Below are 19,502 nucleotides of genomic sequence, written 5' to 3'. Positions count from 1 at the left end.
GGCCTTTTTCATCCGCGCATGGCGTGGACAGGGGCTTCAACGCCCAGGCGCACCGAAATGCCCCAGCGGCGCACCGGCCAGCAGGTGCATGTGGATATGGAACACGGTCTGCCCGGCATGCTCGCGGCAGTTCATCACGATGCGGTAGCCGTCCTGTGCGAAGCCCTCGCGGCGCGCGTACTCGGCGGCAGCCAGCGCCAGCTTGCCGATCAGGTGCGCCTGCGACGGCTGCAGGTCATCCAGGGTCGGAATGATCTCGTTCTTCGGAATGAACAGCACGTGCACCGGTGCCTGCGGTGCGATGTCCTTGAAGCCCAGCACCTCGTCATCCTCGTAGACGATGGTGGCCGGGATCTCGCGACGGATGATCTTGCTGAAGAGGGTTTCGTTGCTCATGGTCGGCCTCGGCGGGGATGTCATCCGCATTGTAGGCCGGCCGCGCCGGGGGATGCCCGGCCGGCATTCAATCGCGGAATTCGCTGCGCGTTCCGAACGCGTGCGAGAGCGTGCCGCGATCGACGTATTCGAGTTCACCGCCAAGTGGCAGGCCCTGCGCCAAACGGCTCGGCTGCACCTTGCGTGCGCGCGCCAGCTGCGCCAGGTAGTGCGCGGTGGCCTCGCCCTCGACAGTGGCGCTGGTGGCGATGATCAGCTCCTGCACCTCGCCTTCGGCCAACCGTCGCTCCAATTGCTCCAGGCCCAGCTCGCGCGGGCCGATGCCATCGAGCGGCGACAGCCGCCCCTGCAGCACGAAGTAGACACCGCGGAAGCCGGTGGCGTTCTCGATGGCCAGGCGGTCGGCCGGCGATTCGACCACGCACAGCTGGCTGCGCTCGCGGCTGCCGTTGGCACAGGTCGGGCACAGCTCAGTTTCGCTGAAATCGCGGCACTGCACGCAGTGGCCGATTCGCTCCACCGCCAATGCCAGTGTCTCGGCCAGACGCTGGCCACCTTCGCGCTCGCGCTCGAGCAGGTGATAGGCCATGCGCTGTGCAGTCTTCTGGCCGACGCCAGGCAGCACCCGCAATGCGTCGATCAATTGTTCAAGCAGGGGTGCGGACACGGCGGCATGCTTTCATGGCGTCGAGCACGCTCGACAGCTGTCTGTAGAGTCGAGCCATGCTCGACCGAGGGTTGGAGCGGGCACCTGCAGCGGCAGGCGCCCCCTGGGAAATCAGAACGGCAGCTTCATGCCCGGCGGCAGCTGCATGCCGGCGGTGGCCGACCCCATCTTCGACTTCGACTCGGCATCGATCTTGTTCGAGGCATCATTGAAGGCGGCGGCGATCAGGTCTTCCAGCATCTCCGGGTCGCTGGTCAGCGACGGGTCGATGCGCACCTTGCGGCATTCCTTGGCACCGGTCAGGGTCACGCTGACCATGCCGCCGCCGGCGCTGCCGGTCACTTCGATCTTGGCGATTTCTTCCTGGGCCTTCTGCAGGTTTTCCTGCATTTTCTGGGCCTGCTGCATCAGTTGTGCGATGTTTCCGCGCATGGTGTCTTACTCGTCAAAAGAACGGATGGAATCGGAAACAACCCGGGCACCGTGCTGTTGGATCAGCACCTGCACTTCCGGGTCGTCCATGAAAACGGCCTCTGCCACCTGCTGCCGCTCACTACGCTGGCGGTCGGCACGCTGGTGCAGGGTCTCGGCCGGAACGTGTTCGGTTTCCACGGTCTCGACCACGATCTTCGGCGCCTGGCCGAGGGCCTTCTCCAGCATCTCGCCCAGGGCGGCCAGCGCGCGCTCCGAGCGCAGGTATTCAAATCCGGGCGAAAGGCCCAGTTTCAAGGTCCCGTGCTGGCAACTGATGAAGGCAGCGTTGGCGGCCAGCTGCCGCGACGGGCCGCTCAGGCCACTGTTGGCGACCAGATCCAGCCAGTCCTCGGCGCTGGCCAGGTCGCTGACACCTTCCAGCGGCGCGTTCTCCTGCACTGGCGCCGGCTCGACCGGCGCGATGGCAATGCCTTCCGTGCGGAACGGGCGCTCGGGCGGTGCAGGCTCGCTGGGAGCCGCGACGGGAGCCGGCGGCTCATGCCAGGGCGCCACCATGGCAACTTCCGGCCCAGCCATCTCGGCCGCCAGCGCCTCGTCACGTGCCTCGGCTTCGTCGGTGGCCCACGGCGGCAGGTCGTCGCCCGCTTCTGTTTCAACGGACGGCGGCGCCGCTGCTTCGGCCTTCACCGGCGGCGGTGACACCGGCTCTTCCACCGGAACCGGCTCGGGCTCCGGCGTCGGGTCCGGTTCGGGTTGCGGGGCCGGGTCCGGTTCGGGTTCAGGTTCGCGCGGCGCGGCCTGCACCGGAGCGGCCACCTGCGCCACCAAGGCCGGGCTTGCCGAAGCGGCGGCAGTCGCCGGCGTCGCTTCGTGGGTACCCGCACCGGTGCCACCACCGGCAGCATTGCCACCCGGCGCATTGCCTGCCCCCTCCACCGACTTCGGCACCGGCGGGACCGCCGCGGCCGGGCGGAACGCCAGCATGCGCAGCACGGCCATCTCGAAGCCCGCGCGCGGGCTCGGCGCCATCGGCAGGTCACGACGGCCGTTCAAGGCCATCTGGTACCAGAGCTGCACCACTTCCGGGCGCAGGCGCTCGGCGAATGCGGCGGCATCCAGGCCTTCGGCAACGGCCGCACCCGGTACCAGCTGCTGCACCTGGATGCGGTGCAGGCCTTCGGCCAGCGCTTCCAGCACGCCACTCCAGTCCGGCGAGAATTCGGCCAGCGCGGCCACCACCTGCAGCAGGCGCGGGCCATCGCCGTCAGCCAGCGCATCGAGCATCGCCGCCACCTGGGTGCGGTCGACCGTGCCCAGCATGGTACGCACCACGTCCTCGCGCAGCGCGCCGCCGGCATAGGCAATCGCCTGGTCCAGCAGCGACAGGCCATCCCGCAGGCTGCCATCAGCGGCCTTGGCCAGCTGCACGATGGCACTGCCGTCGGCCTCGATCTCCTCGGCCGCCAGGATGCGGGTCATCTGGCCCTGGATCTGGTCCTCGTCCAGGCGCTTGAGGTTGAACTGCAGGCAGCGGCTGAGCACGGTGACCGGCAGCTTCTGCGGATCGGTGGTGGCCAGCAGGAACTTCACGTGCTCCGGCGGCTCTTCCAGCGTCTTCAGCAGCGCGTTGAACGCCGCCTTGGACAGCATGTGCACTTCGTCGATCAGGTAGACCTTGTACTTGCCACGCGAAGGCATGTACTGCGCGTTCTCGATCACCTCGCGCACGTCGTCCACGCCGGTGTTGGACGCGGCGTCGATTTCCAGCAGGTCGATGTAGCGGCCGGCGTCGATATCCAGGCAGGCTGCACACTGGCCGCATGGATCGGCACTGGTGCCCTGTTCGCAGTTCAGCGACTTGGCGAAGATGCGCGCGATGGTGGTCTTGCCCACGCCGCGGGTGCCGGTGAACAGGAACGCATGGTGGACCCGGCCGCTGTCGAGCGCGTTGCTGAGCGCACGGACCACGTGTTCCTGGCCCACCAGCTCGGCAAAACGCTTTGGACGCCACTTGCGGGCAAGGACGAGATAGGACATCAGGCCACCGTTTTCCATCGGATGTTCCATTGTGCCATGCCTGTCCAGCCCCCCTCGCCTCCGGCACATCTTTCGCGGGTTCCTGGCCGGGGTGCTTGTGAAGTGCCGCGCAGCCCGCTAGAATCTGCGCCCCTGCTGAGGCGTTTGCCGATGGCAGGGATCCGGAGAGGTGTCCGAGTGGTTGAAGGAGCACGCCTGGAAAGTGTGTAAGCGTCTAAACCGCGCTTCGGGGGTTCGAATCCCCCTCTCTCCGCCAGATTACGCAAACCCCTGTTTACGCAGGGGTTTTCGCTTTTCTGGGGTGACCTTCGGCGGGACACAAATCGGGACACATCTCTCGATGCGCATCCCCCATCACCTCACCCGCTCTCCCACCGGCCTCTGGGCTTTCCGGCAACGCGTCCCTACCGACCTTCAAGGCGTGGTTGGCCGACGCGTCTTGAAGCGCACGCTGCGCACCCGCGACCTGCCCACGGCCAGGCTGCGCGCGCTGGCCCTGGCTGCGGGCTATGCTCAGGCCTTCGATGTGTTGAGGGAGCAACGCGTGGACAAGCTGAGCAAGCGCGAGGCGGATGAACTGATCGCCCGCCTGACCCAATCCGACAATCTGAAGGAATTGATCCTTCACCGGTCCCGCGCCGCCGATGGCACGGTCACCGAGCGCTGGCAGATCGACAACGAGGAAGACCTGCGGCTTTTCCAGAAGATGCAACGCCAGGGCGCAGACCCGTTGCTGGACGCCGTCAACGGCGCCCCCTCCCCCGCCCCGGCGCCAGTCCCGAAGTCCAAACTGACCCCCATCACCCTCGAAGACGCCTGCGATGCTTGGCTGGCCACGCTCAAGGGCAACACGCTGCCCAAGACCTGGACGATCAAGCGCACGGCCATCGTGTCTCTGGTCGGCTTTCTCGGGAGCAAGACCAAGCTCCACACGCTGACGCGCACGGACTTGGCCCGTTGGTATCAGCACATGCGCGAAGAGGGCGCCTCAACCCCCACCCTGACCAACAAGCAGTCTTACATTGGCGGCAAGGGCGGCTTCTTCGAGTGGGCCATGGCCTCGGGCTACTACCCGAGGGGCGACAATGTTGCCGCTGGGCATGTCAGCTACTCCATCCGAGAGAAGCGAGCTCGGCGAAAGTTCGGCTTCAAGCCTTACGACACCCACCAAGTCCAAGCCCTCTTTGCGCCAGCCGCCTTCGAGCGACTGGCGCTTTCCGCCCGATGGGCCGCGGTCATCGGTCTTTACACCGGCGCTCGCGCCGCCGAGGTGGGCCAACTGCTTCCCAGCGATGTCACCGAGCAGGCGGGATTGCTCTGCATCCACATGTCCGACGAAGGGGAGCATCAGAAGCTCAAATCCGATGCCAGCATCCGAACCGTCCCTGTTCACCCTGATCTGCTGACCCTCGGGTTTAAGGAATGGGTTGAGGGGTTAAGGGCGGCAGAGGCAAAGCGGCTGTTCCCGGCCGCCAAACCGGATGCCAAGAACGGTGCCGGAAATTGGATCACCAAAGCGTTCGGCCGCCACCTGGAAGCCGTGGGCAAGAACTGGACGCCCGGCAAGCGCGGCTTCCATTCGCTCCGGAAAACCGTCATTCAGTCGCTTCAAGGAGCGGGCGTACCGTCCGAGCTCCGAGCCCAGGTGGTGGGACACGAGTTGGACGACGAGCACCACGCGACGTATAGCCGCGAATTCACCGCCCACGAGAAGCTGCATGGGCCTGGAAAGAACACCCCGGGATTGGCGGTGCTGGATTTTGGCTTGAACCTGCCTGCGCTGCGCGCCCTTTTAAACGACCAAACGCCCAGAAAGCGCGTTAGAAGGACGTCGACAGGTTAGTCTTTAGATATTCGACATCAGGGGGATATATGGGACGACGGAGCGGCCTAGAAGGGTTTCTGCGGGCGGCCGGCCGGGCAGCGGCGGCAGCGCAGCGCGAAAACAAGCGCCAGCAGCGAATGCAAGCGACGCAACTGAGGCAGTTGGAGCGCCATGAGCGCATGGCTGCTGCGCAACAGATGCGGGAGCTGCGCGCCCTGGAGAAGCAGGAGAAGGAAGCTGCGCGCTTGGCCAAAGCCGAATACCTCCAAGATCGCCAGGCGGAAGCAGACGACCTCAACGCCGAGCTCAAAGACCGGCTGGAGGAACTGGAGGGCCTGCTCCTTCACACCCTGTCGGTGAACGACACCATCAGCTTCGACAGCCTGCGTCACACCGATCCCTATCCCGGCTTCAAGGTGCCCAAGGACTTGGTTCCGGGGTTGGCGCCGGTCGAGGTCGAGGTTCCGGGTCCCACCGGCTTCGCGCGCTTTTGGCCCGGGGCTGCAAAGCGGCACTTGGCAGCCCAGGCGGCGGCCCATCAAGCCCACCAGCAGGTTCTCGAACAGTTCCATCGAGCGGAAGCGCAAAAGAAGCAACGGCTGGCCGATCTACGGGCCCAACACGAGACCGAACGCACGCTCTATGAGGCTGACGTTGGTCGCCGAAACGCTGAAGTAGATGAGTTTCAGAGCGCCTACCTGGCTCACGAGCCTGATGCCGTCGTGGCCTACAACGACATGGTGCTCACGCGCTCCGAATACCCCTCCGAGGGCTTCCCTCAGGCGTTCAAGCTGGCCTATGCCGAGGCATCCAAAGAACTGGTCATTGAGTATGACCTCCCCGAGGTGGGCGTCGTTCCCACCGAAGCCGATTATCGCTACGTCAAAACACGCGATGCGATCGACTCCAAGGCGCGCAAGGCCAGCGACATCAAATCGCTCTACCAAGACATCATTGCCTCAATCGCGCTGAGGACTTTGCACGAAGCCTTTGAGGCCGATCAAGCAAACGCCTTGGCGCTGGTGACCTTCAATGGCGTGGTGGACACCCACGATCCCACCACCGGCCAAGAGGTTCGGGTGCCGGTGGTGTCCGTCCGCGCAATGAAGGCCGCCTTCCTTCAGCTGCGGCTCGAACGCGTGGAGAAAGTCGCATGCCTGCGCAGCCTGGGTGCTCAAGTGTCAAACAGGCCCGATGAATTGCAGGCCATCAAACCAATCGTCGAATTCAACATGGTCGACAAGCGCTTCATCGCGCAATCGGACGTGCTCTCAGGACTTGAATCGCGCCCCAACCTTCTGGATCTGACCCCCAGCGAGTTCGAAGCACTCGTCTCCAACCTGTTCAGCCGGATGGGGCTGGACACGAAACTGACCCGGAGCTCCCGCGATGGCGGAGTCGATGCGGTGGCCTTTGACACCCGGCCCGTCTTGGGCGGGAAGGTCGTCATACAGGCCAAGCGCTATCGGGACACCGTAGGGGTCAGCGCGGTTCGCGATCTTTACGGGACCATGCTCAACGAAGGTGCCAGCAAGGGCATCTTGGTTTGCACCAGCGGCTACGGCACCGAAGCCTTCAACTTTGCCAAAGACAAGCCCATTGAGCTGATCGACGGGGGTGGTCTGCTCTATTTGCTGAGGGAACACGCCGGCTTGGATGCACGCATCGCAGCTTAAGGACAAGAACATGGCTAACGGATCAGTCCCTCACGACACCAAAGTGGCCGTTTTGGTCGATTGCGACAACGTCAGTCCCGAGATCGTGGAGCACGCCCTGCTGATGGTGGCCCAGTTCGGGCGCGTGGTGCTGCGGCGCGGGTATGGAAACCACGCCACGTTGGCCAACCGCTGGCAGGAAGTGCTCGTCCAACAGGCGTTTACCCCTTGCCTCCAATACCAATACGCCTCTGGAAAAAACACTTCCGACATCGCCCTGGCTCTCGATGCTCAAGAGGCGTTGTTCGATCACCGCGCCGACACCTTCTGCCTGGTGACCAGTGACTCCGATTTCGCTTACCTCTGTCGAAAGCTGCGGGAGCGCGGAGCGACTGTCTGTATCGTCGGCGAGCCCAAGACGCCAGCGGCCCTGCGAAACGCTTGCGATCAGTTCTTCGAATGGGAGCGCAAAGCAGTCGCCGAGACCTGCGAAGACCGACCCAATGCATCACCGGCCAAAGCGGAGGGCAACAAAGTTGAGCCCGCGGCAGTCGACACTAAGCCCCTTCCCAAGCGCCGTCCCAAGTTCGTGGTGGAGGCGGTCACGCTGCTGGCTGGAGATACCTCAGAGGGCGAGGTGGGACTAGGCCCGTTGGGCCAATATCTCAAACGAACAGACCCGTCCTTCTCTCCCAATGCCTATGGGCATTCGGGCCTACTCAGCATGCTGAAGACCTATGACCTGCTGACCCTACGTCGGCAGGAAGGAGGCCAGTGGACCGTCAGTCTCGCGCCGGAAAGCAGCCCAGCAAGACAAGACTGAAACGCAGCAACTCTCGACGCTTAAGGCAAGGCATACAAACAGCAAATGTGTGACGCGGTGCGTCATCATCCGCTTGCGCATTTCCGTCTGGGTGGTTCGATGTGAAGAACCTTCACCAGATGAATTACAAATGCCAGCAAACGTCGAACTTCGTATCGCCAGCCAGGTTCTTCAAGCCTTGTTGCCTGAAAACAACACCCGCAACGCTGCTGAGCGTGAGTTGGATGTTCAACATGCGCTGGATGTCGCAAGATTACTGTTGCGTCGATTCGCCGAATCGCAGGGAGGCCATGGAGGTCAGCCCCTTGCCTACGCTCCTACGAGAAGCACTGTATCGCAAGCGGCGAGCGTGGACCGCAGCCAAGTGCCGATGAGCTTCCCTTCACCCGATGCTTGGCGTGCGTCTCGCGGCCTTCCGCCAGCGAAACCACTGCCGGCTCGAAAACCATCGGTGGGCACCGGCCCCCATTGAACAGTAGCCCCGCATTCGCGGGGCTTGTTTTTTACAGGGTCAGTGGAACGTTGGCCCTCGGGGGACCGACGGGACGGAACCCAAGACGCTCGAGGCCACCTGCTTCGGCTCAGCGAGCGTAGGAGCGACAGCCTGTGAGGGATGGGGCAACGCTGCGAGCAGTTCAGCCTTGGTAAGGATCTCAGCATCGATGGCATTCAGCTCTCCCTCCGATGCCCGCTCCTGAGCCGCCTTCAGCTCGGCTGTATGTTTCTCGAGAACCGAAAGCCGCCGCCCTCGGCGCAGGGTCCACTCCGACCTCGAGTATCTGGTCGACCCCGGCGGACAATCGGCGTTGAACCGTTCCCACTCCTGCTCGGCCATGTGACGCAGCCTGGTTGCACTCTTCACGTTAAGCAGCCTGCGAGCCCGGCTGATGATGAGGGACTTAAGGGCACGAACCTGGAGCGAAGCTCTGGTGACCCACTGCCGAAGCTCGCTGGTTTCTCCTTGAGAGGAAAGCTGCCGCTGAGCCCACCTCAAGGCATCGCGAATCTTTTCCATGGCCAAGTCTGCCCTAGCCCGGGAAATCTCTTCCACGTCGCGCAGAGCATTGAGAATCTTTTCGGCAAGGCTGATGGGCGTCGGTTCCGGCGTATGCCCGTGAGATGAAAGGAGCAGGTTGTGCAGCCTGACCCCGGATACGCCTCGCATCTCCAGCCCCCCAGGTAGCCCTGCGGTTTCCGCATTGAGCACTCGCCCACTTCGCTTTGCGGCCTCTTGGCCAGGCACTGGGGCGGGCTTTCCTTCCAGCCCGGCTTTGCGCACGAGGAAGTCATAGTGCTCCCGATTGTCTTCGGCGATCCGGTCGTTCGTGCTTGCCTTGTCGGTCGCCACACCCTTCCCAGCTAGGGCAGCGGCATGCTTGCCAAGGTGCTGAGTCGGTTCACGCGAGAGCGCCGCTGCCGCCAAGTCGTCGCCTCGCTCCATCGCAGACCGTGCCTGTTCGGCCAGACTTCGGTGGTCGATGGTGCTGGTATGGCCGGCCGCTTCCAAATGGGCATTTGTGGTCGCCGCGACCATCTCCCGAATCCACTGCACCTGCACCTTGCCAGACGGCCCCACGTCCAGCTCCCGGGTTTTGTCCCCAAAGCCCTCAGGTCCGAGGCGGCGCGTGGTGGCCAGGATATGGACATGGTGGTTGAGCCCATCAGGCGTCCCAGGCGAATGGATGCTGGCCTGCACAGCGAACCCATAACGATCGACCAGCGCGTCGGCGATGACAAACGCCAAGTGCGCCCGCTGTTCTTCCGACAACTCGTGAGGCAAGGACACTTCAAATTCCCTCGCTACGGTCGAGTCCTTTCGTCGCTCGGCGGCTTCTGCGACCGCCCAGAGCTCGCGGGGGTCCAAGGCCCACGCGGGAGCGTCAGGCGGGGCGAGGCAGAAGCTTTCAACGACGCCGCTGCGGCGGCGGTAGTCATGCTGCTGCCCGGTGAGCAAGTCCATGAGCAGCAGCCCGCCCCGGTAGGCCGCCGCAGCGACGGCCGACTGCCCGCGGCCGCGGCTGAAGGTCTTGATTGAGGTGTGGAAGATAGCCATAAAAACTCCTGAAAACAGGAGTCTTTATGAACCAGCTTTTGCTTTTGGCAAGCCTCGCAGAGGCTTGGGGTCCCAGGGGCGAAGCCCTTGGCGCACGCGTTCCGCAGGAACGCCTAAGTGCGCTCTTGCTCCTCAGTGCACGATTACCTTGGGACCAAAAAATCCAGCAAAGTCCGTTCCTTCTCTTTCTCAATCCACTCTGTGGCTGGCCATTGCGGCGTGGGACGCTCACCTCGCCTCCAACTGTCAGCCAACTCCTCCGGCAACTTAAACCAGTCACGCTGAAAGCTCTCAATGCTAGCGAGCTTAGACATAAACCCATTATCCCTGGTGACGACGAACGCTGGAAGGGTTAAATACGAATACATACTCAGGTCCATGGCGTCGTTCTTTTTCTTGGCAGAAGCGGGGTTGTAGGGCCTCTCGTCCAACCTACTGCGAGCCGCCTGCCTGAAGCGATACCTGACCTCAAGGTGCTGCCGAACACTCATCCCCGGAACTACGGGGCCCGTCCTGTCCAGCGAATCCGCAGCGGCAACAGCAAGAGCCTCTGCTGCTACTTCCGGAGTTGCCTGGGAAACATCAAGTCCCGAGCACCATACATGCTCCATCACGTCTTTAAGGAAGCCAGCCCATTCGTCCACCTCTTCTTCTCGCATCTCGTCCGTCAGGACGGGGGCGTAGTCCTGAGAGGAGAAGTCTGCATTCAACATGCTCCACGCCGTCGCAATCAAGATGCGTGTTTCGAGCTCATTGAACTCCCCAGCCCCGATCATTCCCATCACATCGCAGTATGAAGGAAGCACGGGCGCTTCGGGATTGAGGAACGAGGTCAGCCTTTCCATCAGGGTCAAATGATCCTCGATAGAAATGGATCCTCGTTGAACCTGAGAAGTGAGCTCGAATGCCGCTACTTCAGCCAAGCTAAACGAGTATCCGTCTTCCGACATTCTTTTGAAACATGCATCCCAGGTAACGCCCGGCTCATGAATTAGTTGTCGCACCGCAGAAGTGTCCAACACCACCATAGTGACGTCTAAAGGCACAATCGGACGATCCTTGAAACCTACTCCATTAGCAACTTCTTCCATCTATATCACCCATATTCCTTCGAACGAAAGAAACATTCTAATCATTGAAACAGCGAGACACGCGACCGTGATAACAGCGCACTGAAATCAGAGTCTAGAACCACACGCACCCGGGTCATCAGAGCCTAGAAGACCTCTGGCAACCCCGCACGGACGTTTTCGATCTTAGTGGCAAAGATGACCTCCGGATTGTCGAGCACGGCCCAAACGACTCCACAGATCTCAGCATACTCTGGAGTCCAAGAAATTCCCTTGTTAACACAGTCAACAAACTTGGTATCCCAAAGAGCGCTTCCACTCATGCCAGCAGCATTCGGTACCGGCACTACGACCCCGTCCTTAGCGCGCTGTGCAGCGAATGGATAGTGAACAGCAACGTGGGCGTTGGGATCAAAGTTGGATGCAGCCAGACTCACCTCTGGACCGATAGCTTGCGAGAGCATCGGTTTGCCCGAAACCGTCAGATGGTTGAATCGAGACACAATCAGCTTGTCTTTCTGACGTGGATCGTTTCGCTCTACCGTATACCCAGGAAAACCATAGAAGAACAGGAGCTCCTCATCGACCGGCGAGTAGCTTTCAGCAATGGATGACGTGACCCTAGCCGCTTCAGGCAAAAATTGCGGATCTGGGTAGATCGGAAGGGCTGCCGCATCTACAGGCCATCCGGCGACTTCTGGCCTTCCGAACGCTGCATTGTAGTCCCCCCCATCTTTAGGGAGATGGGCAAGACGCCCCCCTTCTGGAACATTGCTTAAGACATGCTCAGCGGTCAGGATCCAAGTATCCCGGCCCAGCGAGATGTAGGTGCCCGATCCCCACGCAACTCCTGACCCGTGTTCCTCACTCATAGTCAGCGGAACTGCAAAGCGCTTGACGTGTGAAGTCATCTCCTCAGTTACTTGCGCACACAACACATCCCAATCGTCCCTGCTCATCACTTCCATTCTTCTTCTCCATGGTGTTTCGGGCAATCAAAAGCTCATGCAATCCTTCTACGTAAACTTGAGAAAGGCAGGACAGGCCCGCACAAAGGTAGCAGATAGCATATCTATCGGCCCGCTTTAGCAATCCTTTATGCCCTCATAAGGCGCTATCTCCAAGCCACTCGGCAACTTAAGCCGCCCAGATCGCGGTTGCATCATTCGTCAACCCTACAAGCCCACTGGTTGAAGCGCCCGTCTTCCGATCGAGGCAGCGGGTCCGCAGTCGGAGCCTTGATCAGGGTGGCCATCTGTAGGCTGCCACCAAAGGCCAAGGCGTTCTGACGGGCTAGACCAGCAATGCGCCGGACTTCCCGTTTGTCGGCCCACTCACTGGCAGACTGAATGGCCGAAAGGTCCTTCTCCGACGACAGCCGGAACGACACCCAGGTGTTGCATTGCGAAAGAACAGTGGGGGAGATTTCCGATGGCCGTTGGGTGCTCAACCAGAGCGCCAGTCCGAACTTACGCCCCTCTTTGGCTAAGCGCTCGTAGGCCAAGGCATTGTTCACGGCTTCATCGCCGACCCCCATCTGGCGTAGGTAGTGATGCGCCTCCTCCAGCACCAACAGGGTCTCTCGTTTGTTCTCTTGGCCACGACTAAAGAGCTCAAATGCATAGAGCTCCAAGACAGCCCCCAATACAAACGGAGTGAGATCGTGCGATACCCGACGGAGGTCAACGATGTGCACCCGCCACTCCACTTCGTCCCCGCCAAACAGCCGTTCCACGACGGCCCTAGACTCATCTCGCCAACTGAGCGGTCCCCCCCTGCCCAAACCGCCGTCCACGTTAACGACGTCTTTGAACATTTCATCGTCAGTGAAGCGGGCAATTCGTGTAATGAGAGGTGCAATGTTGCCGTAGTTCCAGGCATTTCGTTCGAACGAGCCCCTTGCTGGGGCAATGGCGTGGCTATCCGCAATCAAAGGACCGAGTGCCAGCATGGGAGGCCATGACGTGGCCAATGGCGCTGTTCCCGCCCGCAAGCTGTTGATGATGGCTTGGGCCTCAAAGACGCGATCACTTCTACAGTCGTCGAACAGCGACGCTTGCGTGTCTACCGCTAGGCCCACGCCACCGGCTCCCGGGAACCATTTCACTTGGTTGAGGTGATCCAAGGCAAAGGTCAGTGCGGGCCGTTGCGTCTTGTCACTTGGCAACAATAGACGTTGCAGGCCAAGACGCCCCAGTGCGTAGTAAGGGATGCGGTAGCTGTCCGAATCCGACCCACCGATACGAGTCACCTTGATGGCGTTCGGAGGATAGTTATCCGCAGGGAAGGCGTCTTCGTATTCACCGTTGATATCGAAGATGACGACACGTGCCTTAGGCATCTTCGCGACCTGCTGGAGCACCGCAGCAGTGAAGCAGCTCTTGCCTTGCCCTGAGCTGCCAAGGACCGCCACATGCCTAGAGACTAGGCTCTGTAGGTCGACGGTCAGACGACCACCGCCTCGGAGGTCATCACCCAAGTGGATGTCTGCCGGTGTAGCAACCGAACCGCCAAGAATCGATGAGAGCTCGTCATGGGTGAGCGGAAAGGCCTCAGCCCCCAACGCCGGCGAGGAAAGCGAATCCGAAACGAACACCAACCGTCCGGCCTCACGGCGCAGCCGACCAATCACCAGCCCCGTTAGATGTCGCAGGGGCTCGGAGGAAACCGAAGTTCCTGAAAGTCCGAACCGGTGAACCTCTTTAGGCTCGGCGAACGACAGGGATTGAACCTTCATCACCAGCAGGCGCCCACCGGATTCAATCCCTAGAAGGCTGCCGACTTCAGTGACGACCGAGACGCCATGCACGTGAGCAGCCAACTGCCCCCTATGGACGTCCATCAGGTTCAGCGTGATATCCACGCCGTCGATTTGGACAACATAACCTATGGCTTGGCGGCTCCTCATGGCGCGGCTTCCTCGGTTTCGTCCGGCTTCTCAGGCATCAGTCGCCTGCGCAGATCTGCCAGCTCCTGATCGTAGACCCCTGGGTCCGGAAGATCATTTGCCAATGCGCTGGTGAAGGCCCTACTTCCCCCACCAACGATGGTCAGGCGCGGCGTCTGAAGAGCAAGGAGTCTTCGCACGGTTTTCGGAAGGTCCGTCGCTGCGGGGTCTCCCTTGAACTCCGGCAGATACACGACCACTTGGAGCGTGGGATTGAGCAAAGCGGACCGGATAAGTCGGTTGATGTGTTCATCGCCGAAGCCATAGCCACTGATGATGAGAGCAGTCTGCGGTCGAGACATGAACTCCGCGAATCGTCGCAGCAGTTCGCCCATTACATAGCCGACGGTCTGAAGATACTTGGCTGCGCGCGGAAGGACCAAGTAGCTGAGCTTGTCTGCGAACCCGGTCAAGAACTCATCGATATCGCGCCAAGCCTCAGATGCCGGCACCTCATACAAGCCGTGGTCAACCTCTTTCCAGGTCAGCGATCCATGCAGCTTAGCCAAGTAGATGTTGTAGACGCCGAAACGAGCTTCCCCCTTAGCATGGGCATTGCGGAACCCGAGGTCGAAGCTCTGGGGTGAGAAACGGCGGCTGTGCACGCCCAAGAAGCCATTGATGACCTGAAGATCCACCGACTCCGCCGCCCATTCGATGGCCAAGTCATAGTTGGTCGTAAAGACCCAGGGCGCTGGCTGGCCAGGCTGTCGGGCGGCAGTGAGCTTTTGGAGGATTGAGCGGTGGGCCGACAGCTCGTCAGCCAAGTCCGCACCCAAAGGAGATTTCCACCAATCGTCCTTCAGCGTCGCTGCATTGACGACGGCTCTAAACAGGGCCGACCTTACCTTATGTGCCTGAACGAGTTCCGAACTGCCTTGCCGCTCCCATTCCAGGATGGCGATCTCAAGCCTGTCCAGAAGGACTTCGAAGTTGGGCAAGCTGGCTACAGGGGTCTGGATAAATGGATTGGTCGGAACAACCGGAACTCCTGGCGCCGGGGGCGGAAGCGGCGGTAATGGCAATCTCTTTTCGTCATCCGTGATGAACCCCTGGGACAAAAGCCAGTCTGCCTCAACCGAACTGCCTACCAGGAATCTGCTCCACAGCATCCTCATCGTCTGGCCCCCCGCTGAGCAGGACGCCCCTGCACCCAGCAGCAGACCCACGTTCTCCAGTCGTAAAAGAGATGCGAGATACGCCTGCAGCTCAAGCTCTTCCGTAATCGGCTTGCCGCCGCGATACGCCGTAATACTCATAACAAGCCCCTGTTTCATCCATGTAGTTGTCCTGCCCTGCGCACAGGTGAGCCCTGGTATTTGAGCGCAGTGTTCAGCCGGTCTCCCGCCACCTGTAGGCCGAGCCATTTTAAAGGCCTTGACCAGCCACCCCGTAGGCGTCGGATAGAGCGTCCAGCAAGAAGTCTCTGTCTGCGTAAGCGATCTCGACTTAGGAGGGAAGCGCCAACGACGCCCCATCCACGTCCCATACGATGTCGTATACCCGGAAGATGGTCACTTGCTCTCCATTGCCTTGCCTTGCCTTGCCTTGCCTTGCCTTGCCTTGCCTTGCCTTGCCTTGCCTTGCCTTGCCTTGCCTTGCCTTGCCTTGCCTTGCCTTGCCTTGCCTTGCCTTGCCTTGCCAGAGCTTAGCTCAATGGCCTCACGTAGGGGCTATAGTTCTAGGGAAGCCAGCCCCCTGCGACGCTGGCTTCCCTAGAACTCACCTCTTGCCCTTCTTGCCTTTATCGGGGGCTTGGCTGAGGGCGGAGCCCGCCCCCGTCTTCGACTTACTTCCAGTTCGACCCTCACGCAAAACGTCACTAGAGGGCTTCGCTGCTTTCGAGCCCATCTGCTCGCTCTACGCCATGCCGTCTCTCCTCATCACCATGTTGTGGCAGGCAGAGCCCTTGAAAAACTCACAACCAAACTAACAACAAACATGCATCATTTAACTACAATTCATTTATCGAGATGCAACTGGTTAGCTTAAATGAATTAAACAGTACCAAAATGACTCTTGAGCTTTCGGGTGAATCAATCGCCAACTCATTGTTTTTACTCATTATGGCAGCGCAAACCAGCCCAGTACAAACGTGACACTTCCTTGAGTTGGTCGTCGCATTGCACAACACTTACGGCGTTCAGATTTATCCCGATTTTGTATTGACCATTTTGGGACCTGTTTTATTGGTACTTCCATCGTTCCGATGGAAGCCAAGCAATGCCCCTCCCCGCTTTAGAACACCTCCACCAATACCTGCTCCACCCCATAGGCACGCTCCAACTCAAGGGCATCCAGGTAGGCAATCTTCGCATCGAGGAATTGAACATCACCGGCCGAGAGGCTGCCATTCACGCTCAAGAAATGCTTGACCGGGCCGATGACCGCCAACGCCGCAGCCGCCGGGCCAATGGCTGCACCCAATATCCTGTCCCGCTGCCTGTCGCATCCGCCCCTCGCCTTCTTTCAGTCGAGATTGCCGATTACGTTAGGTCCCGCGATGACCGAGGCTTGGCGAAGGACACGACAGGCTCCACGTTCCGCACACTTACCTTGCTCAAGATGGCGTGTGGCGACATCCCCGTCTCTCGCATCGACCATGCCCATATCTATCGCCTATGGGAGCTGCTGCGGTGGGCTCCGCCATTGCTTCTCTCAGACCCGAAGTATCGCGGCTACACGTATGACCAGGCAGTCGCGCTGGGCAAGGAACTGGCCGTTCCTCCGCTGGCACCCAAGACGCTTGAGAAGCATCGCCGCTTTCTTTCCACCTTTTTCAAAGGGCTAGTCGAGGCCAATGCGATTCCCGCCTCCCCCATGGCGCCCTTCAAGAAGTTCAAGGAAGACTTGGCCGAAGACGCAGACAAGGCAGAGCGCCTGTTCGACGAATCAGACCTGCAGAAAATCTTCGCACCGGAGACCTTTGTTCCATGGGCAAAGAGCCATCCCCACCGCTGGTGGATGCCCATGATCGGACTCTACACGGGAGCACGCATCAACGAAGTCGCGCAGTTGAAGGTTGCGGACATCGTTCAGGAGGCGGGCATGTGGTGGCTCCGTATTCGAGTCACGATCGATCCGGACTTGGCGCATAAAAGCCGAGGCAGAAGCCGGCAACGCTTGAAAGGCAGATCCGCCATCCGGGACGTGCCCATCGCACAGCAACTCATTGACGCTGGCTTCCTGGACTTCGTGGAAGACATTCGACAATGCGGCCACCCTCGGCTTTTCCCTCACCTCTCGGCAGGCGTCAACCGCAAAACGGGCGACTCAAACGCACGCTACAGCCAAGCGGCCCTCAACCAGTTCAGCACCTACATGAAACGTCTGGGCTTCAGAAAGGGGGTTGGGTTCCATGCATTCCGGCACACCATCGCCACTGAACTTCATCACCAGGATATCCCGGAAGAGGTCATCGCACTGATCACCGGGCACTCGCCCAACAAGCGTGTCGCCGTCTTGCACGAGGCCTACTTCCACAAAAAACCAGCGTTGGCTCAAAAGAAGAAGGTTCGCACCATCAAGCGTTATCAACCTAGCGTTGAACTGCCCAAGTATGAACGAGGTCAGTTCGCAGCACAGCTTTCCGACCCCAGAAAGTTCTACCCATAATAGGCACCCGGCCACCCCGCGTGTGGCAATCATGCTCGTTCCACACTAGGCTAACGGCTGTCCAATTTGAGGAACTCTCTAGTGCCTATCGATTTGACGGGATTGTCGGTCAAGGAGCTGCGCTCTTTGATCAGCACCGCAGAGAAGCAGCAGACCAAGATCCTGACACGCCCTAAGGCTGCTGCTATGCGTGCCAAGATCAACAAATACGTCAAGGATCATGGCTACACAATCGAGGAGCTCTATGGAGTTCCTAGTGCGGCAGTGCCCAGCAAGTCCAAGAAGACAAAGGTCCGGAAAAGCCCTTCGGCTCGCAAACTGGGCAAGGTGGCTCCGAAGTATCGCAATCCGGCGAATCCCGAAGAGACCTGGACTGGGCGTGGAAGGCAGCCTAAGTGGATGGCGGCGCTGGTCCAAGCCGGGAAGTCACCCACCGATTTTCTGATCTAGCTAACAATAGGGATCGTGAACCATGCCAGCGCTCTTCGGGCGCTGACGGTGCGCTGGGCTAACACTTGCCTAATGGCCGCGAGTCAATGGTTCGTGGTGGACTTTGGCCGCTAATTGAAGACCCTAGGGTTCGCCAAAGGAATTGGGCTCCATGCCTTCCGCCACGCGCTGGCCAACGAACCGAATGTCAGCAACGTTCCAGCGAAGGAGATTGCACTGCTCACCAGCCATAGCACTGATCCGAGGGATCAGGCCCAAGTGTTGCGCAAGCACTACCTGCAAAAGCCGCAGGTGACCCGGAGCAAGCAGATCAGCGCTCTGGAGTCACATCAGCCCAACGTAGAATTGCCGCGCTACCAGAGGGGGGGGGGAAGTTTGTCAATTGCTTGACGGATCCGAACAGGTTTTACCCCTAGATCCACGATTATTCTAGAAACGATAAGACCAATGCCCCCTTTTTGGGGGGCATTGGCATTGAAACAACCAAATTCTGAGGTCTCAGTTCAGATCAATCGCTTTCATTGGACTCACTCCTTTCTGAGGACGTTCCACTGGAGCATAACACCCTGCTTAGGAAAAATCAACCGCGAGTATTTTTGATTTCTCCAGTGCCCCTGGAGGTCTTCCTTGCTACGGTCAGGACGGAACTCTTCTGGAAGCCCAAAGGCCTGAACATCACACTCAAGGTCGCTTTCTGGGAAATCCAGCAACGTCACGGACATGCCAAGACAAGGAGCACGGAACTTGTAGATTGTTACAGGGTCTTGGCGCAAGTCAATAAACTTTTTTGCGCGCTTAACGTAGACAATCCCATTATCCTCGCTTTCGGTTGAAGTATTTTTAAGCGCGTGCCGATACGAAAAACCTCTATTGTCAATCGCCTGTTCATTTTCATGGAGCTTAGCAAGATCTATCTTATCGCCATCAATAGATATTGTCAGAAGATCAGCTTTAGCCGAAGTATGGCCCAATGAGAACCAAGCCCAATGCAAAGTAATCTGGGCGACGCCTGGGTTCGGAACAATTATCGCTGTAGTAGTCTCCAGAATCTCCATGACTCCAGTATCTCGGTCCAGTCCTTTGACCTCAATTTGGACTGAGAAATCTCGATAGATATATCCCAATTTAAAGTCAAGATATCCATTCAGCAATTCGCTTCCGACGGCCCCTCGGAGAGCAGGAGACTCTGACTCAAGCAAAGCATTAAGAGTTCTGGTGCATATTTCCTTCATATCCTTTCGAGAACGAAGGTGCTTTCCTTCATAAAAAACATCGACAATTCTCGCAATGAACATATCAGTAAATGTGCTGGACCGGATAACAGCACCAGCTATGCCAGAAGCCAAGACAACAGAGCCAATTGTGACAATGACTTTTCGAATATCCTGATCAGCGATCAGTGGCGAAAGAGCAAGACCAGTGGTCGCAACGATTGAAGCAATCCACACCCAGTGATTGATTACAACATTCTTGATCCACCTCCACCACACCTCTAAAGCTTCCATATCGAGACAATCTCCATTAATTTT

At 59.6% G+C, this 19,502-nt stretch carries 15 protein-coding genes, 1 tRNA gene and 1 pseudogene; 7 read left to right on the top strand and 10 right to left on the bottom strand.

From position 1 onward, the window contains the following. Positions 1 to 36 precede the first annotated feature (36 nt). The 4 genes from Q9Q79_RS04635 to dnaX all read right to left on the bottom strand — a co-directional run bounded on the left by Q9Q79_RS04635 (position 37) and on the right by dnaX (position 3,535). Positions 37 to 396 (bottom strand): histidine triad nucleotide-binding protein, encoded by a 360-nt coding sequence (locus Q9Q79_RS04635; protein ID WP_005408300.1) that lies wholly within the window; start codon positions 394 to 396, stop codon positions 37 to 39. Positions 397 to 463: 67 nt separating this feature from the next. Next, entirely contained in the window at positions 464 to 1,063 is a 600-nt protein-coding gene (recR, locus tag Q9Q79_RS04630; RefSeq protein WP_005408299.1) for a recombination mediator RecR, read from the bottom strand. Positions 1,064 to 1,174: 111 nt separating this feature from the next. Continuing rightward, positions 1,175 to 1,495, bottom strand: a complete 321-nt coding sequence (locus tag Q9Q79_RS04625) for a YbaB/EbfC family nucleoid-associated protein (RefSeq protein ID WP_005408298.1) — start codon at positions 1,493 to 1,495, stop codon at positions 1,175 to 1,177. Positions 1,496 to 1,501: 6 nt separating this feature from the next. Beyond that, complete coding sequence (gene dnaX, locus Q9Q79_RS04620) at positions 1,502 to 3,535, bottom strand: DNA polymerase III subunit gamma/tau (protein ID WP_201861856.1); 2,034 nt, start codon at positions 3,533 to 3,535, stop codon at positions 1,502 to 1,504. Between the two features lie 163 nt (positions 3,536 to 3,698). Here dnaX and Q9Q79_RS04615 point away from each other — a divergent pair. The 4 genes from Q9Q79_RS04615 (at position 3,699) to Q9Q79_RS04600 (ending at position 7,838) form a co-directional block, all read left to right on the top strand. Beyond that, positions 3,699 to 3,791: transfer RNA gene (locus tag Q9Q79_RS04615), tRNA-Ser, on the top strand. An 84-nt stretch (positions 3,792 to 3,875) separates the two neighbouring features. Further along, positions 3,876 to 5,378, top strand: coding sequence for a site-specific integrase (locus tag Q9Q79_RS04610; RefSeq protein ID WP_201861855.1), 1,503 nt, complete (start codon positions 3,876 to 3,878; stop codon positions 5,376 to 5,378). 29 nt (positions 5,379 to 5,407) lie between these two features. Next, a complete protein-coding gene (locus Q9Q79_RS04605; RefSeq protein WP_201861854.1) occupies positions 5,408 to 7,036 on the top strand; it encodes a restriction endonuclease in 1,629 nt (542 codons plus the stop codon). Positions 7,037 to 7,046: 10 nt separating this feature from the next. Further along, on the top strand, positions 7,047 to 7,838 hold the full coding sequence (locus tag Q9Q79_RS04600; protein ID WP_111103450.1) for an NYN domain-containing protein: 792 nt from the start codon (positions 7,047 to 7,049) through the stop codon (positions 7,836 to 7,838). A gap of 511 nt (positions 7,839 to 8,349) precedes the next feature. On the opposite strand, the gene mobQ is transcribed toward Q9Q79_RS04600, so the two are convergent. The 5 genes from mobQ to Q9Q79_RS04575 form a co-directional block, all read right to left on the bottom strand. After that, positions 8,350 to 9,891 carry a MobQ family relaxase gene (gene mobQ, locus Q9Q79_RS04595; RefSeq protein ID WP_201861851.1) on the bottom strand — a complete coding sequence of 514 codons (1,542 nt, stop codon included), beginning with the start codon at positions 9,889 to 9,891 and terminating at the stop codon, positions 8,350 to 8,352. Positions 9,892 to 10,034: 143 nt separating this feature from the next. Then, a complete protein-coding gene (locus Q9Q79_RS04590; RefSeq protein ID WP_201861849.1) occupies positions 10,035 to 10,982 on the bottom strand; it encodes a hypothetical protein in 948 nt (315 codons plus the stop codon). A gap of 125 nt (positions 10,983 to 11,107) precedes the next feature. Next, positions 11,108 to 11,929, bottom strand: coding sequence for a hypothetical protein (locus Q9Q79_RS04585; RefSeq protein WP_201861848.1), 822 nt, complete (start codon positions 11,927 to 11,929; stop codon positions 11,108 to 11,110). A 194-nt stretch (positions 11,930 to 12,123) separates the two neighbouring features. Next, positions 12,124 to 13,824: an anti-phage-associated helicase HerA gene (herA, locus tag Q9Q79_RS04580; RefSeq protein WP_286245406.1), complete on the bottom strand. Its 1,701-nt coding sequence runs from the start codon at positions 13,822 to 13,824 to the stop codon at positions 12,124 to 12,126. A gap of 41 nt (positions 13,825 to 13,865) precedes the next feature. Beyond that, positions 13,866 to 15,185: an SIR2 family anti-phage-associated protein gene (locus Q9Q79_RS04575; protein WP_236672426.1), complete on the bottom strand. Its 1,320-nt coding sequence runs from the start codon at positions 15,183 to 15,185 to the stop codon at positions 13,866 to 13,868. A 946-nt stretch (positions 15,186 to 16,131) separates the two neighbouring features. Here Q9Q79_RS04575 and Q9Q79_RS04570 point away from each other — a divergent pair. From Q9Q79_RS04570 to Q9Q79_RS04560, 3 genes and pseudogenes are all read left to right on the top strand, one after another. Continuing rightward, entirely contained in the window at positions 16,132 to 17,523 is a 1,392-nt protein-coding gene (locus Q9Q79_RS04570) for a site-specific integrase (RefSeq protein WP_201861845.1), read from the top strand. 81 nt (positions 17,524 to 17,604) lie between these two features. Next, a complete protein-coding gene (locus Q9Q79_RS04565; protein WP_201861843.1) occupies positions 17,605 to 17,973 on the top strand; it encodes an H-NS histone family protein in 369 nt (122 codons plus the stop codon). A gap of 81 nt (positions 17,974 to 18,054) precedes the next feature. Continuing rightward, positions 18,055 to 18,389 (top strand): annotated as a pseudogene (locus tag Q9Q79_RS04560) (integrase); the annotation flags it as partial. A gap of 111 nt (positions 18,390 to 18,500) precedes the next feature. On the opposite strand, the gene Q9Q79_RS04555 reads toward Q9Q79_RS04560, so the two are convergent. Continuing rightward, on the bottom strand, positions 18,501 to 19,478 hold the full coding sequence (locus tag Q9Q79_RS04555) for a hypothetical protein (protein ID WP_201861841.1): 978 nt from the start codon (positions 19,476 to 19,478) through the stop codon (positions 18,501 to 18,503). Positions 19,479 to 19,502 lie beyond the last annotated feature (24 nt).

The organism is Stenotrophomonas sp. a6 (assembly GCF_030913325.1).
GTDB classification, from domain to species: Bacteria; Pseudomonadota; Gammaproteobacteria; order Xanthomonadales; family Xanthomonadaceae; genus Stenotrophomonas; species Stenotrophomonas maltophilia.
The sequence above is the reverse complement of the archived record's forward strand: the minus strand, read 5'-3'. Positions and strand labels throughout refer to the sequence as shown.